Source organism: Salinibacterium sp. TMP30 (genome assembly GCF_038397785.1).
GTDB lineage: Bacteria > Actinomycetota > Actinomycetes > Actinomycetales > Microbacteriaceae > Rhodoglobus.
Map to the genome: position 1 here is coordinate 2,514,359 of NZ_CP151642.1, position 18,563 is coordinate 2,532,921.

General features: G+C 60.4%; 20 protein-coding genes. 10 read left to right on the forward strand and 10 right to left on the reverse strand.

All coding sequences use genetic code 11. The annotated features are described in order from the left end of the window. The first annotated feature begins 1 nt into the window (after position 1). A complete protein-coding gene (locus AADH44_RS12210; RefSeq protein WP_341953135.1) occupies positions 2–694 on the forward strand; it encodes a YceI family protein in 693 nt (230 codons plus the stop codon). Here AADH44_RS12210 and AADH44_RS12215 read toward each other — a convergent pair. Next, on the reverse strand, positions 654–1,928 hold the full coding sequence (locus AADH44_RS12215; protein WP_341953136.1) for an MFS transporter: 1,275 nt from the start codon (positions 1,926–1,928) through the stop codon (positions 654–656). The genes AADH44_RS12210 and AADH44_RS12215 overlap by 41 nt on opposite strands. A 68-nt stretch (positions 1,929–1,996) precedes the next feature. On the opposite strand from AADH44_RS12215, the gene purS reads away from it, so the two are divergent. From purS to AADH44_RS12230, 3 genes are read left to right on the forward strand one after another with little or no spacing between them, the layout of a single operon-like run. Continuing rightward, entirely contained in the window at positions 1,997–2,269 is a 273-nt protein-coding gene (purS, locus tag AADH44_RS12220; RefSeq protein ID WP_341953137.1) for a phosphoribosylformylglycinamidine synthase subunit PurS, read from the forward strand. Next, positions 2,269–2,967: a phosphoribosylformylglycinamidine synthase subunit PurQ gene (gene purQ / locus AADH44_RS12225; RefSeq protein ID WP_341953138.1), complete on the forward strand. Its 699-nt coding sequence runs from the start codon at positions 2,269–2,271 to the stop codon at positions 2,965–2,967. Before purS ends, purQ begins: the two co-directional genes overlap by 1 nt. After that, a complete protein-coding gene (locus AADH44_RS12230) occupies positions 2,967–3,431 on the forward strand; it encodes a DUF3817 domain-containing protein (protein ID WP_341953139.1) in 465 nt (154 codons plus the stop codon). The genes purQ and AADH44_RS12230 overlap by 1 nt, the downstream gene beginning before the upstream one ends. 7 nt (positions 3,432–3,438) lie before the next feature. Here AADH44_RS12230 and AADH44_RS12235 read toward each other — a convergent pair whose 3' ends face one another. Continuing rightward, positions 3,439–4,281 (reverse strand): CPBP family glutamic-type intramembrane protease, encoded by an 843-nt coding sequence (locus AADH44_RS12235; RefSeq protein ID WP_341953140.1) that lies wholly within the window; start codon positions 4,279–4,281, stop codon positions 3,439–3,441. 6 nt (positions 4,282–4,287) lie between these two features. Further along, positions 4,288–5,499 carry a mechanosensitive ion channel family protein gene (locus AADH44_RS12240; RefSeq protein ID WP_341953141.1) on the reverse strand — a complete coding sequence of 404 codons (1,212 nt, stop codon included), beginning with the start codon at positions 5,497–5,499 and terminating at the stop codon, positions 4,288–4,290. Between the two features lie 96 nt (positions 5,500–5,595). On the opposite strand from AADH44_RS12240, the gene AADH44_RS12245 reads away from it, so the two are divergent. From AADH44_RS12245 to AADH44_RS12255, 3 genes are all read left to right on the forward strand, one after another. After that, positions 5,596–6,978: a DUF2254 domain-containing protein gene (locus AADH44_RS12245; RefSeq protein WP_341953142.1), complete on the forward strand. Its 1,383-nt coding sequence runs from the start codon at positions 5,596–5,598 to the stop codon at positions 6,976–6,978. A 63-nt stretch (positions 6,979–7,041) separates the two neighbouring features. Next, positions 7,042–7,506: a GNAT family N-acetyltransferase gene (locus AADH44_RS12250; protein WP_341953143.1), complete on the forward strand. Its 465-nt coding sequence runs from the start codon at positions 7,042–7,044 to the stop codon at positions 7,504–7,506. Between the two features lie 29 nt (positions 7,507–7,535). Then, positions 7,536–8,276, forward strand: a complete 741-nt coding sequence (locus AADH44_RS12255) for a sulfite exporter TauE/SafE family protein (protein WP_341953144.1) — start codon at positions 7,536–7,538, stop codon at positions 8,274–8,276. A 99-nt stretch (positions 8,277–8,375) separates the two neighbouring features. On the opposite strand, the gene AADH44_RS12260 is transcribed toward AADH44_RS12255, so the two are convergent. Together AADH44_RS12260 and AADH44_RS12265 are read right to left on the reverse strand one after the other, a co-directional pair. Then, positions 8,376–9,875 (reverse strand): catalase, encoded by a 1,500-nt coding sequence (locus AADH44_RS12260; RefSeq protein WP_341953145.1) that lies wholly within the window; start codon positions 9,873–9,875, stop codon positions 8,376–8,378. Positions 9,876–9,907: 32 nt separating this feature from the next. Then, the gene (locus AADH44_RS12265; RefSeq protein ID WP_341953146.1) at positions 9,908–10,351 is read right to left on the reverse strand and encodes a Fur family transcriptional regulator; all 444 of its coding nucleotides are present in this window, start codon (positions 10,349–10,351) and stop codon (positions 9,908–9,910) included. A 150-nt stretch (positions 10,352–10,501) separates the two neighbouring features. On the opposite strand from AADH44_RS12265, the gene purL reads away from it, so the two are divergent. Together purL and AADH44_RS12275 are read left to right on the forward strand one after the other, a co-directional pair. Further along, the gene (purL, locus tag AADH44_RS12270; RefSeq protein WP_341953147.1) at positions 10,502–12,802 is read left to right on the forward strand and encodes a phosphoribosylformylglycinamidine synthase subunit PurL; all 2,301 of its coding nucleotides are present in this window, start codon (positions 10,502–10,504) and stop codon (positions 12,800–12,802) included. Between the two features lies 1 nt (position 12,803). Further along, positions 12,804–13,634 carry a redoxin domain-containing protein gene (locus AADH44_RS12275; RefSeq protein WP_341953149.1) on the forward strand — a complete coding sequence of 277 codons (831 nt, stop codon included), beginning with the start codon at positions 12,804–12,806 and terminating at the stop codon, positions 13,632–13,634. On the opposite strand, the gene AADH44_RS12280 is transcribed toward AADH44_RS12275, so the two are convergent. The 5 genes from AADH44_RS12280 to AADH44_RS12300 all read right to left on the reverse strand — a co-directional run bounded on the left by AADH44_RS12280 (position 13,631) and on the right by AADH44_RS12300 (position 17,498). Next, the gene (locus tag AADH44_RS12280) at positions 13,631–14,038 is read right to left on the reverse strand and encodes a chorismate mutase (protein ID WP_341953150.1); all 408 of its coding nucleotides are present in this window, start codon (positions 14,036–14,038) and stop codon (positions 13,631–13,633) included. The genes AADH44_RS12275 and AADH44_RS12280 overlap by 4 nt on opposite strands. Positions 14,039–14,047: 9 nt before the next feature. After that, complete coding sequence (locus AADH44_RS12285) at positions 14,048–15,001, reverse strand: DMT family transporter (protein ID WP_341953151.1); 954 nt, start codon at positions 14,999–15,001, stop codon at positions 14,048–14,050. Next, complete coding sequence (locus tag AADH44_RS12290; protein ID WP_341953152.1) at positions 14,998–15,618, reverse strand: GNAT family protein; 621 nt, start codon at positions 15,616–15,618, stop codon at positions 14,998–15,000. The genes AADH44_RS12285 and AADH44_RS12290 overlap by 4 nt, the downstream gene beginning before the upstream one ends. A gap of 87 nt (positions 15,619–15,705) precedes the next feature. Continuing rightward, positions 15,706–16,992: an adenylosuccinate synthase gene (locus tag AADH44_RS12295; RefSeq protein ID WP_341953153.1), complete on the reverse strand. Its 1,287-nt coding sequence runs from the start codon at positions 16,990–16,992 to the stop codon at positions 15,706–15,708. A 53-nt stretch (positions 16,993–17,045) separates the two neighbouring features. Continuing rightward, positions 17,046–17,498, reverse strand: coding sequence for a MarR family winged helix-turn-helix transcriptional regulator (locus AADH44_RS12300; RefSeq protein WP_341953154.1), 453 nt, complete (start codon positions 17,496–17,498; stop codon positions 17,046–17,048). 115 nt (positions 17,499–17,613) lie between these two features. Here AADH44_RS12300 and AADH44_RS12305 point away from each other — a divergent pair, with 115 nt between their 5' ends. Next, a complete protein-coding gene (locus tag AADH44_RS12305) occupies positions 17,614–18,435 on the forward strand; it encodes a bacteriorhodopsin (RefSeq protein ID WP_341953155.1) in 822 nt (273 codons plus the stop codon). Positions 18,436–18,563 lie beyond the last annotated feature (128 nt).

An 18,563-nucleotide genomic window follows, 5' to 3' on the forward strand; every position in this document is an offset into this window, starting at 1 on the left:
AGTGCGAGCCTACCGACTGTCACTGACCAATAGCGGGTCGGATTTTGAGGTCGGTGTGATCCGTCAGGATTGGCGCGATGTCGCGAACTTGCGCATGCAAGGAATAACCGTGGCGTGCGTGCCGTTTCACGAAGGCATGACCACTTCTCTTGACACCCACACCAACTTCATCGCCGGCACCTGGGACATCGATGCCACCCACTCGACCGTCTCATTCACGGTAAAGCACCTCATGATCAGCAAGGTCCACGGAACGTTCGACGGCTTCTCTGGCGCCATCGTTACCTCCGATGACCATGCCGAAAACTCGGTCAATGCCTCCATCGATATGGCCACGATCAACACCAACCAGGCTGATCGCGACGGCCACCTTCGCACCAACGACTTCTTCAACGTTGAGGAGTTCCCCACCGCAACGTTCACGTCGACCGCGGTCGCCATCGATGGCGACGACCTCACGATTGACGGCGACCTCACCCTCCGCGGCGTGACCAAGCCTGTCACCCTCACGGGCGAATTCGGCGGCATCGCCACCAACCCCTACGGTCAAACGGTGGCTGCGGCGAGCGCCAGCACCGTCATCAACCGCATCGACTTTGGCGTCAACTACAACGCCGCACTTGAGACCGGTGGCGTTCTCCTCGGAGAAAACATCACGCTGGCGCTTGACCTGCAGGCTGTACTTCAGAAGTAGCGTCTAGCGGTGCGGCTGGTGTGGTGGGTGTGGTGGGGGTGATCCGCCACACCACCAGTGCCGCAGCGGCAACAACGAGCACCAGCAGGCCTGCACCCCACGCGAGCCCTGCATAGCCGACGACAATCAGAATGGGCCCGGCGAAGCCTCCACCAAATGCCCCAGCGAGGCTCATGATGGTGTCACTTCGGCCCTGAATACGTAGGCGCATTGCGCCGGTGGAGAGATCCGCCACGAGGGCTGAGCCGGCAACAGTCGAGGCGCTCCAGCCGAGACCCAACAGCACCAAACCGACCGTGACCGCCGCATTGCTCAGTTGACCGAGTGCGACCACCAGCACCGATGCCGCAAACAATGCTTGACCGACGAGAATGGTCGGGATGCGACCAAAACGGTCACTGGCCCACCCAAAGACGGGCGACAGGGCGTACATTCCGGCAATGTGCAGGCTTATCGTGAAGCCGATGACGGTGAGACTGGCCCCTTGATGGCTCAAGTGCACAGGAGTCATTGCCATGATCGAGACCATTACCGCATGGCTGATCGCAATTGCAGCGATCGCGAAGACCAGCGGTCCACGGCCGCGGACTATTCCGGCATCCGCAGCGACTGCCTGCTCCACAGGCTTGTTGCCGGCGAGAACAAGAGGATCGGGCCGAAGCTCTACGAGGTAGAGAACCATTGCGGCGAGCTGTGCCGCGATCGCAAAGACAAACGAGCCCGTGTTGGTGGGCAGCGATAACCACTGCGCGACCGCTTCACCAGGCCCGATGAGGTTGGGGCCAGCTACGGCACCGATCGTTGTCGACCAGACCACGAGCGACAGGTCACGCCCACGGTGTTCGGGAGCCGCAACATCCGTCGCTGCAAATCGAGCCTGCAGGCCTACCGCTGTGCCAACACCGAGCATCGCAAAACCAAGAATGAGGAGCGGGAAAAATGCGGCCCCAATCGCCAGCACCGTGATGAGGGAGCCACCCGCAGCGACACCGGCACCGAGCGCGAGTGCTGGTCGACGCCCCCAGCGTTGCGCCAGTCGAGCCAAAGGGATCGACACCAGAGCAGCACCGAGTGTGCTGGATGTTGCTGCCGCACCCGAAAGTGCTTCACCACCGAGATCGGCGGCCAGAATCGCTCCGACCGCAACCGTTGCTCCCAGCCCGAGCCCGGCAAGCACTTGCCCTGCAACGAGGGTTCTGACGATGCGGGATTGCACTGCGCGGTCGATGTCCATGACTACAGTCTGCTGCACGCTCCGCTAGACTGACACCATCCACCCGCGCGAAATCCTGGAGTGATTCAGTGCCAACAATCGTTGTCGAGGTAATGCCTAAGGCTGAAATCCTCGATCCTCAGGGCAAGGCTGTCGCCGGTGCCCTCGTCCGTCTCGATAAGAGTGAGTTCACTTCGGTGCGCATCGGTAAGCGTTTTGAGCTCACCGTTGATGGCCCAATTACCGCTGATTTGCTGGCGGAGGCTCGTGAGATCGCGAACGATCTTCTCGCCAACACGGTGATCGAAGATGTGATTTACGTCGGTGAGGCTCGCGGCGCCGACGACGCTCAGGGCGCATAGTGCGCGTCGGAGTCATCACTTTTCCGGGTTCGCTTGACGATCGCGACGCTCAGCGTGCGGTCAAACTCGGGGGCGCAGTGCCGGTAGCCCTGTGGCACGGCGACCACGATCTCAAGAATGTCGACGCAATCGTATTGCCTGGTGGTTTCAGCTACGGCGACTACCTGCGCGCTGGTGCTATTGCCGCACACTCGCCCATCATGAGCGAGGTCATTGCTGCAGCGAACGGCGGAATGCCCGTGCTCGGCATCTGCAACGGTTTTCAGATTTTGGTGGAGTCTCACCTGCTGCCCGGTGGTCTCGTGCGCAACGATCACGGTGACTTTGTGTGCCGCGACCAGAAGTTGCGTGTTGAAAACATCGACACCGCCTGGAGCAATGGCTTTAGAGAAGACGAAGAGATCATCATTCCGGTGAAGAACGGTGAGGGTGGCTACATCGCCGATCAGAACACCCTCGATCGTCTTGAGGGTGAAGGTCAGGTTGTGTTCCGCTATCTCGAGGTCAACCCCAACGGTTCAGCGAATGACATTGCCGGCATCTCGAATGCGCGGGGCAACGTTGTTGGGTTGATGCCACATCCCGAGCACGCTACCGAGCCTGGTTTTGGCCCGGACACTCGCGTCGCGATGCGATCGGGCACTGACGGTCTCACGTTCTTTACGAGTGCGATTAACTCGTTGATGGCTAACGCCTGATGTTCGCAACCCCCAAGTCACTTTTCCGCGTTCTCGCATTCGCTGAGGCTGTCACCTGGACCTTACTGATTACGGGACTCATTTTGCGTGCCACGATCGGGCTGGATGTCGCGGTGTCGATCGGTGGCGGCATCCACGGGTTTGTCTTCCTCACCTACGGTGCCACCGCCGTGTTGTTGACGGTGAACCAGCGGTGGAACGTCGGCACCGCGGTTCTCACCATTGGTAGCGCAATCATTCCTTACGCGACCATTCCGGTGGAGTTGTGGCTTGCACGCTCGGGTCGTCTCGCCGGCGAATGGCGCACGGAAGCTAGCGATCATCCTCGCGATGCAGGTTGGGTCGATCGCGCTATGCGGTGGTTCTTGAAGCACCCGTATATTCTTCTCGCGTTGATCGCTGCGGCTGTCGTGCTGCTCTTTGTTGTGCTGCTGATCATCGGCCCGCCCGGTGGCAGCAAATAGCTAGCGGCTACACCAAGAAGATCGGGATAACTCCCGGGTTTCGTGCATGCACGATCACGAGGAACACCACGGCATCGAACAATAGGTGCACGGTCAGCACGTAGACGAGCGACTTGGTGCTCGAGTAAATCCACCCTTGCAGCAGGGCGAACGGGATCGTGAGCAGCGGACCCCAGGATTGGTAGCCGAGTTCCCACAGGAACGACACAAAGATCACCATTTGCAGCAGGTTCGCCTGCCAGACCGGAAAGTGCCGTCGGAAGAGCACAAACACGGTGAGGATGAAGAACAGTTCATCCCACGTGCCAACTGCGTTGACCCCGACAAACAGTCGCCCGATCTCATCGGGAGTTGTCACAATTGGCCAGTTCTCGTACACGCCGCTGGTGATGAAGTAGAACGGCAGAATGAGCCACCCGAGGAAGAGCACGAGTGCGAGATAGCCCCACTGCACTCGATTCCACGGCCAGCCGCCTCGCCACGGAAACCGAATGAGCCGGTCTTTGAAGACAAACCGGGAAAGTGCGTAGGGCACCGCGACCGCTGTCGCCAACACAAAGCCGAGAAGAAAGAAGTTGCCCCAACTGATGTCGGCCGCAACCGAAATTGTGGAGACGATCACCATTCCCGAGGCGATGAGCAGCAGGTCTTTCGCCAGACCTTCGGTGAGTCTTTGGCGGTCGGTTATCCACGCTGCGGCGAGCGCTGCCGCTACCACCACATAGCCGAGCAGGGGAAGCCGCAGTGAGAACAGGAGCACCGCAGACCCGCTCAGCAGCGCTGCGGGGATGAGCCCCCAGCTGCGCGAGCTCAGGGGTGGCGTCGCAACAGCGCTGTCGGGCGTTGGCATAGTTCGTTAGTCCCTTTCGGAGAGGCTATCCGGCGCGCGGTCTGGCGCGTTTTCAGGAATGTTATCTTGCAGGGGGATTGCTCCAGTGAACTCTTGACGGCGCGCGTCGGCTTCTGCGCTGCCGCTGAACAGTCCGCGGTCTTGAGCCTCTGTTGAGCCCTTACTGCGTGCGCGTGCCTCGTTTTCGACCATGAGCACGCGCTGGCGTGGCAGGGCGGCGGGGTTCTTAGCTTGCAGCCAGTCGACCATCTCTTCCCGTACGTGGGTGCGAAGGTCCCACTGGGCGCCGGAGTCTGCGGCACTCACGAGCACGCGAACACGAACGAAACCACCGGTAGTGTCAACGACTTGGATGTTGGCGGTGCGGCCATCCCACAGCTCTGTGTCGGCAACAATCTTCTTCAGTTGCGTTCGCATCTGGTCGATGCTGACGCGCCAGTCGAGGTCAAAGTTGACCTCGCCGAGTAGCTCGGTGGCGTTGCGGGTCCAGTTCTGGAATGGTGTGGTGGTGAAGTAGGTGGAGGGCAGCACTAGTCGGCGCTGATCCCAGATGCTCACCACAATGTAGGTGAGCGTGATTTCTTCGATGCGACCCCATTCGCCGTCGGCGACGACAACATCGTCGACTCGGATGGCGTCACTAAAAGCGAGCTGCATGCCCGCAAACACGTTGGCAAGAGCAGACTGTGCCGCGATACCGGCGACAACGCTAATGAGGCCGGCCGAGGCAAGGACGCTGGCGCCGAGGGTTTGAGCTCCGGGGAGCGTCAAGAGGATGGCCCCAATCGTGACGATTACGATGACGGCGGTGAGCACGCGGCGCAGCACTTGCACTTGGGTGCGCACTCGGCGCGCAACGCGGTTATCGGGCACATCGATGGGGTAGCGAGTGAGCGCGCGGCCGAGTAGCAGGTTCATGACGGATACCAGCAGCCAACCGCTGATCGCGATGACGACGACAAGGAAGACGTTGTCGATAATGTCGAGGATATTCGGATCGACAATCGGGATTGTTGCCTTGACCGCAATCCACACGGCTAAGAGCGCGATCAGCACGCGCAGGCGTTGACGAACTGGCGCTAGGGTTGCGTACACCCCCGGCCTAAGGTGGGCGATCACACGCACAATAAGCGCGATCACTCCTACTACGATCACAACGGCAATAAGCGCGATCACGACGGCGACAGCGAGCCCCAGCCACGATTTCCATTCGAACACTCGAGTGATTTCCTTCCGTTGGCGTTGCTATAGCCTACGGGCACTCCCCATGGCGTCGCGTGTCGTGATTAACTGGGGGAATCCGAGAGGGGCGCCATGGGCGAAGCAAGAACACAGAGTGCGCGACGGAGTTCCGTGCGACTATGGTTCGCGACCACGCGCGAAGCGGCCTCCGCCGAACTCTGGCCGCTACCGACTCTGTTCATCATCATCGCCGTTGTTCTCGGGATAGTACTGCCGTTCATTGATCGCGCTGTCGACTCTTCACTGTCTCCAGTGTTCAAAAGTGTGCTCTTTGCGGGGGGGCCGGATAGCGCCCGAGCTGTACTCTCCGCCGTTGCGGGCTCACTCATCACGGCAACTTCGCTGACGTTTTCACTGACGGTGGTGGCACTGCAGCTGGCAAGCAGTCAGGCCTCACCGCGTGTGTTGCGCACCTTCCTCAAAAACCGCACGGTGCAGTGGACACTCGCCGTCTTCGTTGGCACTTTTGCCTATGCACTGACGGTGCTGCGCACCATTGAGGATGGCTCGGTCAGCGTTGACCCGATCGTTCCACGCTTCGCGGTAACTCTTGCTTCGTTGTTGACTCTGGCAAGTGTTGTCATGCTCGTACTGTTCTTGGCCCATCTCGCGAGACAGCTACGGATTGAGATCACAATTCGGCAAATTTTTGTTGAAACTAGCAGCACCATCACATCTGTGAAATCGACGATGGCGGAGGGGTACATTAAGCTTCCGGATTGGCCGCCTGCCAGCCGCATTGAACTCAGCCTGGCAACACGTTCGGGGTTCATTCGCTCCATTGATCGCTCGCGCCTTCTCGCAGTAGCGATCGATTACGATCTTGTCGTCAGCGAAGTGGAGACCATTGGCAATCACGTTGTCAGCAAGACTCCCGTAATCCGGTGGTGGCCGCGGGATCCGCTGGAACATGTGGACGACGAGGCACGCGAGAACATCAACCCTGCCCTCTCCCAGGCGATTGATTTGGCATTCGAACGCACGGCAGGCCAAGACATTGGCTTCGGCATCCGCCAGCTCGTCGACATCGCCGCCAAAGCTCTCTCACCCGGCGTCAATGATCCAACTACGGCCGTGCATACGCTCGGCCACCTCTCGGCGATCCTCGGATCTATCGCCGAACTGCCCATTCAGTCAACGGGGCTCACCGATGACAATGACCGTGTGCGTGTCATCATCAACCCACATAGCTTCACGGATCTGCTCGACGTTGCCATGACTCAGCCGCGGCGCTACGGTGCGAGCGACCCCGGAGTTGTTGAGCGACTTTTCCGACTGCTGCAAGAGGTGGGGTATCGTGCGCAACGACCCGAGCAGACCGAGGCCGTGCTTCAACAGATCGAGCGGCTGGAGGCATCCGTTGCTGCAGAAAACTATGACTATGTCGAGCGCGAGCGGTTTGCCAAGCTCGCGGACGCAGCACGCGCAGCAACTTCCGACCACCGCTGGCTCTGAACTGGCGCGTTCACTTCTCGAGCTCTCGACCCTTTATCGGGGACTTGCAGATATGCTGCTGTCGTGGAATACACCTACGAACTTGAGTTGCGCAGCGTTCCCTTCGAGCACGCCGATTCGGTGATGTTGCGGTCGGCGCAGCGCGCGGAACTAACCGCGCGCTACAAAACCGAAGACAGCGAGCCAGGGGTAAAACCCAATTCTGACTCCGTCGTGGTGTTTCTTATTGCGTATGTCGACGGGATTCCTGCCGGTTGTGGTGGACTCCGCGAGCTCGACAATGGCGGCTTTGAAATAAAACGCATGTACGTCACTCCGGCTCAGCGTGGCACCGGCATCGCTATCGCCGTGCTGAGAGGACTCGAAGAGTGGGCACGAGCACAGTCCGCAGCCGAGCTTGTGCTCGAAACAGGAACAGCCCAGCCGGATGCGATGCGTTTCTATGAGCGCGAAGGTTACAACCGCATTGACAACTTCGGCGCCTACACCGGCGAAGATTTGAGCGTCTGCTACTCCAAAGCGCTCTAGCTCCACCGCCCACGCTCTAGGCTTGGCCAGTGCTTGCTCTCGTTGCGATATCCGTCCTCATTGGAGCACTATCGCAACGAATAACGGGGATGGGCTTCGCGCTCGTGGCGTCGCCGCTGATAGTTATTCTCCTCGGCCCCTTCGACGGCGTACTCGTCGTCAACCTCTGCGGAGTCATTTCGGCGCTGCTCATCATCCCGCGGGTCTGGCGGCTCATCGAGTGGCGCACTTTCGCGTGGCTAGTCATTCCGGCCATTGTTGCCATCGTGCCGGGCTCGTTGCTTGCCGCTCGGCTGCCCGGCCCCATCCTGCAACTCGGCGTTGGCGTACTAGTTCTTGTTTCGCTCACTGCGACCCTGCTCATTACCCGCGCAGACCACATTGTGGCTGCACGGCCGGCAGCAATCATTGCCGGAGCGGCATCCGGATTCATGAACACTGCCGCCGGTGTTGGCGGACCAGCCCTCAGCGTCTATGCGGTGCTCACGTGCTGGTCGCAGGCACACTTTGCCGCAACCCTGCAGCCGTATTTTGTGGTGGTCGGAACTGTCTCGCTCACCACAAAAATTATCTTCTCTGAGGGGCAGCTACCACAGTTGGATGCGGCGAGCTGGATCATCATCGTTGGCGCACTGCTCGCGGGGCTAGCACTCGGTGAGGTGCTCAATCGGCACATCAGTCATCGTGCGGCGCGGATCGGGGTCATCATCATCGCCTACATTGGCGGCACGGCTGCCGTGATCGATGGCGCATTGCACCTCTCGGTCTAAGTGCTAACGAACGGATGCCCGGCCCCACCACTCGGGGCCGGGCATCCGGCGTCACTGTGCGCTACTGAGCGAGACAGGTTCTACTGAGCGAGACAAGCTCTACTCTGCGGGGCCTACACCGACGGGGTCGGCCTCTTCGTTGGGGGTGTCCCCGTCGCCGGGAACAGTCCTGCGGAGAGTGGCGCCGAGTTCGGCATCCACACTGCCCCAGTACCAGTAGAAACGCTCGAGGATTTCGGGAATGGTGATTCCGCGGCCCTGGCCGGTGAGCGTTTCGATGAAGCGAGCCTTTGACTCTGCGCTGAAGACGTCGCGGTAGAGGGTTCCTGCCTGGCCGAAGTCGTCGTCTTCAGAGTGCAGGGTTGCTGCGGCACGGAGCAGTTCGCCGTCGCTGGCCCATCCACCTTCGCCAGCAAGCTCGGGCTGAGCTGCGGGTCCGCCGTACGAGTTCGGTGCGTATGTGCGTGCTGCTGCGTCACCGATCTTGTAGTTCATGGCGCCTTCGTGCTGGTAGTTGCGCGCTTCGGAGGCGTGCGGCTGGTTGACCGGCAGCTGGTTGTAGTTGCTTCCGATGCGGTTGCGCTGGGCATCCGGGTAGGAGAACACACGCGCCATCAGCATTTTGTCTGGGCTGATGTCGGTGCCGGGAACCATGTTCGACGGCGAGAATGCGGCCTGCTCGATCTGCGCGAAGAAGCTTTCCGGGTTGCGGTTGAGCGTGAAGTGGCCAACCGGAATCAGGGGGTAATCATCGTGCGACCAAGTTTTGGTCAGGTCGAAGGGGTTGAAGCGGTAGCTCTTGGCGTCTTCGTAGGGCATGATCTGCACCGAGACATCCCAGCTGGGGAAGTCGCCGGCGGCGATGGAATCGAAGAGGTCGCGACGGTAGTAGTCGGCATCTTCACCGGCGATGCGTTCGGCATCCGCAGCTTCCATCAGCTCAACGCCCTGGCGGGACTTGAAGTGGTACTGCACCCAGAAGCGCTCGCCTCCGGCGTTGATCCACTGGTAGGTGTGCGATCCGTAGCCGTTGATGTGGCGCCACGACTTGGAGAGCCCGCGGTCACCCATGAGGTACGTGACTTGGTGGGCGCTCTCGGGTGAGAGGGTCCAGAAGTCCCACTGCATGTCTGCATTGCGCAGGCCAGAGTCGCCGAGGCGCTTCTGCGAGTGGATGAAGTCGGGGAACTTCATGGCGTCACGAATGAAGAAGATGGGGGTGTTGTTTCCGACGATGTCGTAGTTGCCCTCGGTGGTGTAGAACCGCAGCGAGAAACCACGAACGTCGCGCCACGTGTCGGGCGAGCCCTGCTCACCAGCAACGGAGGAGAAACGCAGAATTGTTTCGCTCTTGGCACCCTTTTGGAAGACGGCGGCCTTCGTGAACTGCGAAACGTCTTCGGTGACGACGAATTCACCGAACGCTCCACCACCCTTAGCGTGCGGGTTGCGCTCCGGCACACGCTCACGGTTGAACGACGCAAGCTTTTCGACCAAGAAACGGTCGTGCAGTGCGGTTACGCCATCGGGGCCCGTGGTGAGCGAATGTTCGTCGCTCGCAATGGGTGCTCCGGCTTGGGTTGTCGTGGGTTCAGTCACGATGTCTCCTTTGTTTGGGTGGATGTGGGGGTTTAGCTGGATGTGAGGGTTTGTGCTTGGCAGTCGGGGCATACTCCCCAGAAGTTGACTTCGGCAGTGTGCACGGAAAAACCGCCGGCCTGCGATGGTGTGAGGCATGGGGCTTCACCCACGACACAATCCACGTCGCGCACGGCACTACATTCAGTGCACACGACATGGTGGTGGTTGTCGCCGGTGCGAAGTTCATAGAGGGCGGAGGACCCTGCCGGTGCAATCTTGCGCAGCAGCCCCGCCGTCGTTAGCGCGGCCAGTACTCCGTAGACGGCTTGCAGGGAGGTGCCTGGCAGTGTCGGCAGAACCGATCGGAAGATACGATCCGCATCAGAATGGGGGCACTCAACGAGCGCTCTCAACACTGCGACTCGGGGCTCAGTGACTTTGAGACCGGCACCGCGCAGGGTCTCAACGAACGCCTCATCCGTCACTGTTTCCATCACCCTCACTGTACTCCTTGTTTTGAATAACTCAAGACAACTCTCAGTGAACATCAGGTTCAGGGGCACGAGGCTAGCGGCCACGAAGGATCGGGGCCGCCGGTAGGATTAGAGCTTCCGGCACTCCCCAAATCCAGGAGCAAAAACCTCGTGACCTCGCCTGCGCAGACCATAGTTCCCGATACCGTGTCGAACGCGGCTGCCACCCCCGAGAAAGAGCAGCCCTATGGCGCTCTCGGGCTCAAGGATGACGAATACGCCAGGATTCGCGAAATTCTGGGCCGTCGCCCCACCAGCGGCGAGTTGGCCATGTATTCGGTGATGTGGAGCGAGCACTGCTCCTACAAGTCCTCGAAGAACTACCTTCGCCAGTTCGGCAAGAAGGTCAGCCCCGCCATGAAGAAAAACCTCATGGTCGGCATAGGCGAAAATGCCGGAGTTGTGGATGTCGGTGACGGCTGGGCCGTGACCTTCAAGATCGAAAGCCACAACCACCCCAGCTACATCGAACCCTTCCAGGGCGCCGCAACCGGTGTTGGCGGCATCGTTCGCGACATCATCTCGATGGGTGCCCGCCCTGTTGCCGTCATGGACGCCCTCCGTTTTGGCGCCATCGACCACCCCGACACCGCGCGCGTCGCGAAGGGCGTGGTTTCGGGCATCAGCTTTTACGGCAACTGCCTCGGCCTTCCCAACATCGGTGGCGAAACCTACTTCGACTCCGTCTACCAGGCGAACCCACTCGTCAACGCCCTAGCCGTTGGAGTGCTGCGCCACGAAGACCTGCACCTGGCTAACGCGCGCGGCGTGGGCAACAAAGTTGTGCTGTTCGGTGCCCGCACCGGTGGCGATGGCATCGGCGGAGCATCCATCCTCGCCTCGGATTCGTTCAGCGAAGGTGGCCCCACGAAGCGCCCCGCCGTTCAGGTCGGCGACCCCTTTGCCGAGAAAGTGCTCATTGAGTGCTGCCTCGAACTCTTCCAGGGTGACCTTGTTGAGGGCATCCAAGACTTAGGTGCTGCCGGCATTAGCTGCGCCACGAGTGAGCTCGCGTCTAACGGCGACGGCGGCATGTTCATCGAACTCGACAAGGTACTGCTGCGCGACCCCACCCTCACAGCAGAAGAAATTCTGATGTCTGAGAGCCAAGAGCGCATGATGGCCATCGTGAAGCCCGAAAAAATCGAAGGCTTTCTCAAGGTTGTTGAGAAGTGGGATGTCGAAACCAGTGTGCTCGGTGACGTCACCGACACCGGTCGCCTCATCATCAACTGGCACGGCGAAGAAATCGTGAACGTCGAGCCGCGCACGGTCGCCATCGATGGACCGGTGTATGACCGCCCCGTGGTCTACCCGAAGTGGATCGACAAGCTTCAGGCCGACAGCGCCTCCACACTTGCCCGCCCGAAGGAGGGTTTCGAACTTCGCGAACAAATGCTGCAGCTGCTGGCGAGCCCCAACCTGGCCGACAAGAGCTGGATCACCAACCAGTACGACCGCTACGTGCTCGGCAACACCGCTCTCAGCTTCCCGGATGACGCCGGCATGGTGCGCATCGACGAAGAAAGTGGCCTCGGCTTCTCTGTCGCGACCGACGCCAATGGCCGGTTCTGTCAGCTCGACCCCTATGCCGGAGCACAGGTCGCTCTCGCTGAAGCTTTCCGCAACGTTGCCGCTACCGGCGCGAACCCTGTCGCCGTCAGCGATTGCCTCAACTTCGGTAGCCCCGAGAACCCCGAAGTGATGTGGCAGTTCAGCCGCGCCGTCGAAGGACTCGCCGATGGCTGCCTCGAGATGGAGATTCCTGTCACCGGCGGAAACGTCTCGTTCTACAACCAGACCGGCGATGTGCCCATCCACCCGACTCCTGTGGTCGCGGTGCTTGGGCTGATCCGTGACGTTGCTGAGCGCATTCCCAGCGGCTGGCAAGACGAAGGCAACAACATCTACCTGCTCGGCACAACTTCGCTTGAGCTTGATGGTTCGGCTTGGGCGGGAACCATCCACGACCACCTCGGTGGCCTGCCCCCCAAGGTTGACCTCGCTGCCGAGCGTCGCCTCGCAGACCTCATCAGAGCCGGCAACGAGCAAAACATCATCGCCAGCGCGCACGACCTCGCCGATGGCGGTCTCGCACAGACACTAGCCGAGTCGGTCATGCGATTCGGCGTCGGTGCGCGCGTGTGGCTCGGCGAGTTGCTCGAACGTGACGGCATCGACGCCGCAACGGCGCTCTTCAGCGAATCGACCGGTCGCATGATCGTCTCGATCCCCCGCGAAGATGATGTGAAGTTCCGCGGGCTCTGCGAGGGTCGCAACTACCCGGCGGTCCGCATCGGAGTTACGGATGCTGCGGCTCCCGCCCTCGAAGTTCAAGACCTGTTCACCCTCACACTCGAGGAGCTAGAAACGGCTCACCGCGGAACGCTCGCGGAGGCATTCGGCGCCTAATATGCGAATCATCAAAGCGGTGTACGGCGAAGCCACGGCAACGCTAGCCCTCTTGATGATCGCGCTCGTCGTGGTTCGGGCGATGGTCGAGTCGCAGCCGTGGTGGCTCGCTGCTGCCCTGCCGTGGGGTGTGTATGCCCTCTATTTGGCGTTGCTGATGACGCGACTCGTTGTTGTGCAGCGTCGGCATCCGTGGGTTCAGCTCTCAGTTGCGGCGGTTGGTGTGGGGCTGTCGTTTATCGCGGGGCCGTTCGCCGTTCTCGTTGCCGCCCTGGGGCTCGCCGTGATTCTCGGCTACAACTACTGGTACTCGGTGCAGCACGTGACAGCGCGGCCCGTGCGCGTCGATGCGCCCCTGCCGCTGTTCCCCCTCACCACACTGGATGGCGCTCTCGTTGACAGCAGTGTGCTCACTCACCAACCGCACGTCATCATGTTCATACGCGGCAACTGGTGCCCATTTTGCATGGCCCAGGTCAGCCAGATCGCCGCACAGTATCGCGAACTCGATAAACGCGGTGTCGCCGTGGCGATCATCAGCCCCCAAAAGCCGGAAGGCACTGTGGCACTGGCTAAACGCTTCGACATCCCGCTGACCTATTACATCGATGCGGATGGCGCGGCTGCTACCATGCTCGACATTGTGCAGTCCGGCGGCACGCCTGTCATGTTCAGCACAGGCACCAACGGCGACACTGTTGTTCCGACCGTGATCATCACCGACCGCACTGGAAAGGTGCTTTGGGCGGAACACACCGACAACCACCGGGTGCGCCCCGAATCGACCACGTTCCTAGACGTGCTCGATCAGCACGGCATCCGAGCACGCTAGTTGTCGCCAGCCTCGGAATCAGGTTCGCCACCGGAGGCGAGCTGCTCGTGGTGGTGAATCACTTCGGCGACCACAAAGTTGAACCACTTCTCGGCGAAGGCGGGGTCGAGGTGCGACTCTTCGGCCAGTGACCGCAAACGGGCGATCTGGGTGCGCTCACGGCTGGGGTCAGATGCGGGCAGACCCTTGGCGGCTTTGAGCTGACCAACCTGCTGGGTGTACTTGAAACGCTCCGCAAGCAAGTGGATGAGCGCAGCATCAATGTTGTCGATGCTGCGTCGGGCGCCCAGAAGTTGTTCGCGAACCTCGGGGTCAACCTCGGTGCCCGGACCGTCGGGACCGGTGTTTGCGGCGCCGGTGTCACCGGTGCCGCTGGTTTCTGGGGCCTGATCTCCTGCTGCCATACATCGACTTTAGAGCGTGCGAGCCTTGCCCGTTAGCCATCGGAGCCTGCCCTGCGTCAACAGCACGCCCAGAATCACCAGTGCAGCGCCCACAGGTTCGTGCCACGACAGTGTTTCTTTGAGAACAGCGATGCCCAGGATGACGCCAATCACCGGGGTGATGTAGGTGACGGTGGAGGTGCGGGTTGGTCCCCACTCGGCGAGCACCCGATAATTCCAGACGTAGGCCATACCGGTGCCGAGCACGCCAAGTGCGAGCAAGCTCGCAACCACGGGCAGGGTCAGGTTAACGGGACCAACAGCGATGAGTGGAGTGAGCAGGAGGTACACGACCGCAGCAATACCGATGTTCATCGTTGCTGACGTCACACCAGCAATCTTGTATGGTGCAACGAAGCGACGCTGGTAGCTCATTGCTGCCCCATAGCAGAGGGCGGCACCGAGGCACGCGAGCTGTCCGAGGAGAGTGCCACTGATGTCGCCCGCTTGCCACGGCGCAATAATCACGAGCACGCCGAAAATGCCCACGGTGACACCCGCGATCTGCGAGCGCGACAGCTTCTCTACCCGAAATACGAGGGTTGCGAAGATCGCCGTCATGATGGGTGTCGTTGCGTTGTAGATGCTCGCCAGCCCCGAGCTCACATACTGCTCAGCCCACGCAAACAGCAGGTACGGGAACACCGCAAACAGCAACGCCAACACCGTGAAATGCGCCCACACAATCGGCTTGCGGGGGAGTTTACGGCGACTGATGGCAAACACGACGACAAGCGCTAGGGCGCCAAGCACAGCCCTGCTCCAGGCGACCTGCCCAAAGCTAACGCCATCCAATGCCACCTTGATGAAGAGAAAACTGGACCCCCAGACGAGGCCAGCGGCAGCGAATCGCAGGCTTGTGCCCAGCGTGGATGCGTGGTCATGCTTCTCTTCCCGGCCCGGCGGGGCTACGGTGGCGCTCACGCGCGTGGCTCCTGCTCGAGCCGTGCCAACAGTCCGGCCTTTACGGCAGGCCACTCGGTGTCGAGGATCGAGTACACGGCGGTGTCTCGCCACGAGCCATCAGCGCGGATGCGGTGCTTGCGCTGGATTCCCTCAAACGTGGCACCCAGCTTGAGGATTGCCGCGCGCGACCGGTCATTGATGGCATCCGCCTGAATGGTCACTCGGTTGTAGCCGCTGTCGAAGGCAAACTCGAGGAGCAGGAGCTTGGTTTCGGGGTTCACCGCGCTGCCCCACACCTTCGGATCGTAAGCAGTCCACCCCAGTTGAAGGTTGGCATTGGTCTCGTCGAGGTCACCCAGAGTGCTCGCACCAACGAGTCGACCGTTGCCGGAACCACCGTTGAGGCGCACAGCAAAGGGGAAGCGGTCGGGGTGCCCAAGGTAGGTGCCGCGCATCCATTCGACAAACGCCTCTTCGGTAGCGGGCAGACCGGCAGGGCCGCCACCGTAACCGCCGGCAAACACCTCGGGCACAGCGAGGGCCGGCCACAGCGCCGCCAGATGTGCCTCGGTCATGGGTTCAACGGAGATATGAGTTCCCTGCAAGATGCGGGGTAGAGGGCGCGTTACGGTCACTCCCAAATCTTCGCACCCCAGGCGTCTCGCGCACACGCGGAATTCGGACGTTCAGTCCAGCACTTGCCGATTGGCCTCTAGAGCTTCTTAGCCGATGAGGTCGTGCCGAACGATGATCTCGTCGCGGCCCGGTCCAACACCGATGGCTGACATGCGGGCGCCACTCATCTTTTCGATAGCGAGCACATAGTCTTGCGCATTCTTCGGCAGGTCGTCAAAGGTGCGGGCACCGGTGATGTCTTCTTCCCAACCGGGGAACGCTTCGTAGATGGGCACCGCGTGGTGAAAGTCTGACTGCGAAACCGGCATCTCATCGTGGCGAACGCCATCAACGTCGTAGGCGACACACACGGGAATCGTCTTCAGTCCGGTGAGCACATCGAGCTTGGTGAGCACGAAGTCGGTGACCCCGTTAACGCGCGCCGAGTAACGGGCAATGGGGGCGTCGTACCAGCCGCAGCGACGCGGGCGCCCCGTGGTTGTCCCAAACTCAAAACCATTCTGGCGCAAGAATTCGCCCGACTCGTCTTCGAGCTCAGTGGGGAACGGGCCAGCGCCAACACGAGTCGTGTACGCCTTCACGATTCCGATGACGCGCTCGAGGCGACTGGGGGCGACACCCGAACCGGTCGCAGCGCCACCCGAAGTGGAATTGGATGACGTGACGAATGGATACGTTCCGTGGTCGACATCCAGCATCGTGGCTTGGCCACCCTCGAAGAGCACGACTTCGCCGCGGTCGAGTGCCTGGTTGAGCAACAGGCCGGTGTCGGCGACCATGGGGCGCAGGCGGTCGGCGTAGCTGAGCAGTTCGGTGACGATCTCGTCAACTTCGATCGCCCGACGGTTGTAGACCTTCACGAGCAAGTGATTCTTCTGGTCAAGAGCACCTTCAACCTTTTGGCGAAGAATGTTCTCATCAAAAATGTCTTGGATGCGGATGCCTACACGGTTGATTTTGTCGGCATACGCCGGACCAATTCCGCGCCCAGTGGTGCCGATCTGACGCTTGCCGAGGAAGCGTTCGGTCACCTTGTCGAGGGTGCGGTGGTAGTTGGTGATGACGTGCGCGTTGGCGCTGACCAGCAGCTTCGAGACGTCAACGCCGCGGGCGATAAGCGCGTCGAGTTCTTCAAAGAGAACCTCGATATCAACGACGACACCGTTGGAGATGATCGGGGTAACGCCTTCGGTGAGAATGCCGGAGGGCAGAAGGTGCAGCGCATACTTCTCATTGCCGACGACGACGGTGTGGCCGGCGTTGTTTCCGCCATTGAACTTCACGACGTAGTCGATGCGACTGCCGAGGAGGTCGGTTGCTTTTCCTTTGCCCTCGTCGCCCCATTGGGCGCCGATGATGACGATTGCTGGCATGGTGGATCCCTTCGAAGAAGTGGGGGGATTACACCTCAGTCTACTTCAAGGACCTAGCGGCCCGTTCGGCTTGCCACTTCGTCAGCGACTCGTGTGAGCGCCGACTCGAAGGCGATCAGTTCTTCCTTGGTGAGGCTCGACGTGGATTCTGAGACCATTCGAGTGAAGTCCGAGTGGATACTGCGCATCATTGTGTGACCACTCTGGGTGAGTTCAAGAAAGATGCTCCGGCGATCACTCGGATGCGCGATTCGCTGCAAAAACCCACGGTCAGAAAGCCGAGTGGTGATCGCAGTAATCGCGCCCGTCGTCATCTCCATGTGTTCGGCCAATGCTTTGGGTGTCACGCTGGCATGCTCGGCGATCCAAAAGAGCGCACGAAGCTCGCTAGGGGTTAGTCCATTGCTGATGGCGATGTTCTCACGGTTCCGCTCAAGAGCGCGCACGAAACGGATTGCCGCAACGGGGAACCCTTCGAGGGCATGTTTTTCAGTGGCGCTAGTCATAATCTGCGAGTTTATTGCAGAAACCTCAAGAAGAATAGAAAACTTTTCTAGTAACTTACTTAGTAATTGATGTATTCTCTAAGGAGTCAACATCCACTCTCTACCGGAGGCTCTAATGATTCCTGACACCCTTACCCAGGGGCAGTACGACACCGTCTACAACTTCCTTTCGCTCGTCATCGCTTCGCAGCTCTTCACCGCTGTGTTCCTGACAATCGCTTTGCCGCGAATCTTGCCTCGCTACCGGCAGGCAATCACGGTAGCGATTGTTGTGTGCGCAATTGCGGCGTACCACTACTTCCGAATCTTCGACTCATTCAAAGAGGCCTTCGTGTCGGACTCTGTCGGTGGCGCGGGCGTATACACGCAAGCTGTCGGCGCATCGTTCAACGAGGGATACCGCTACGTTGACTGGCTTCTGACAGTGCCCCTTCTGCTGCTGGAACTCATCGCCGTACTCGCTCTCGCTCGCAAGGTGCAGACCGGACTGATCATTCGTCTGCTGCCCGCTGCCGCGCTCATGATCATCCTCGGATACCCCGGCGAGATCAGCGGCGACAACACCGTACGCGGAATCTTCGGTCTGCTGTCCACGATTCCCTTCGCGTACATCCTGTACGTGCTCTTCGTGCAGCTGGGTAAGTCACTCAATAAGCAGCCAGTCTCGGTGCGCCGCACCCTCAGCCAGTTGCGCTTCCTCCTGCTGCTCAGCTGGGGCGTTTACCCCATCGCCTACATCCTCCCGATGCTCGACATCAGTGGGGCGGATGCCTGGGTGGGCAAACAGATCGGATACTCGATAGCCGACATACTGGCGAAGGCCGTCTACGCGTTGATCATCTTCTACGTCGCCCGTATGAAGTCGTTCGACGATGACCCGGATTTCGCCGCGCGAGAGAACTCTCCCGAGGATGCCGCAATGTTCGTCCGCAGGTAGCTAACTCAAGAAGCAACAAGCTAGTGAGCGGACTTCGGCCTCTGGGCCGGGGTCCGCTCACCCCTGTGCAGGCCGACCCCGTAAATGGCTTAGTCGGTGTTGTCGGTGTCGTCGGCCCGTGTCAGCAT

Excerpts from the sequence above, each read along its gene's own strand:
- AADH44_RS12245 (WP_341953142.1), top strand. The coding sequence starts at position 5,596 with ATGGGCGAAGCAAGAACACAGAGTGCGCGACGGAGTTCCGTGCGACTA.
- AADH44_RS12280 (WP_341953150.1), bottom strand. The coding sequence starts at position 14,038 with ATGGCAGCAGGAGATCAGGCCCCAGAAACCAGCGGCACCGGTGACACC.
- AADH44_RS12305 (WP_341953155.1), top strand. The coding sequence starts at position 17,614 with ATGATTCCTGACACCCTTACCCAGGGGCAGTACGACACCGTCTACAAC.
- AADH44_RS12265 (WP_341953146.1), bottom strand. The coding sequence starts at position 10,351 with ATGGAAACAGTGACGGATGAGGCGTTCGTTGAGACCCTGCGCGGTGCC.
- AADH44_RS12235 (WP_341953140.1), bottom strand. The coding sequence starts at position 4,281 with ATGCCAACGCCCGACAGCGCTGTTGCGACGCCACCCCTGAGCTCGCGC.
- AADH44_RS12230 (WP_341953139.1), top strand. The coding sequence starts at position 2,967 with ATGTTCGCAACCCCCAAGTCACTTTTCCGCGTTCTCGCATTCGCTGAG.
- AADH44_RS12300 (WP_341953154.1), bottom strand. The coding sequence starts at position 17,498 with ATGACTAGCGCCACTGAAAAACATGCCCTCGAAGGGTTCCCCGTTGCG.
- AADH44_RS12295 (WP_341953153.1), bottom strand. The coding sequence starts at position 16,992 with ATGCCAGCAATCGTCATCATCGGCGCCCAATGGGGCGACGAGGGCAAA.
- AADH44_RS12275 (WP_341953149.1), top strand. The coding sequence starts at position 12,804 with ATGCGAATCATCAAAGCGGTGTACGGCGAAGCCACGGCAACGCTAGCC.
- AADH44_RS12215 (WP_341953136.1), bottom strand. The coding sequence starts at position 1,928 with ATGGACATCGACCGCGCAGTGCAATCCCGCATCGTCAGAACCCTCGTT.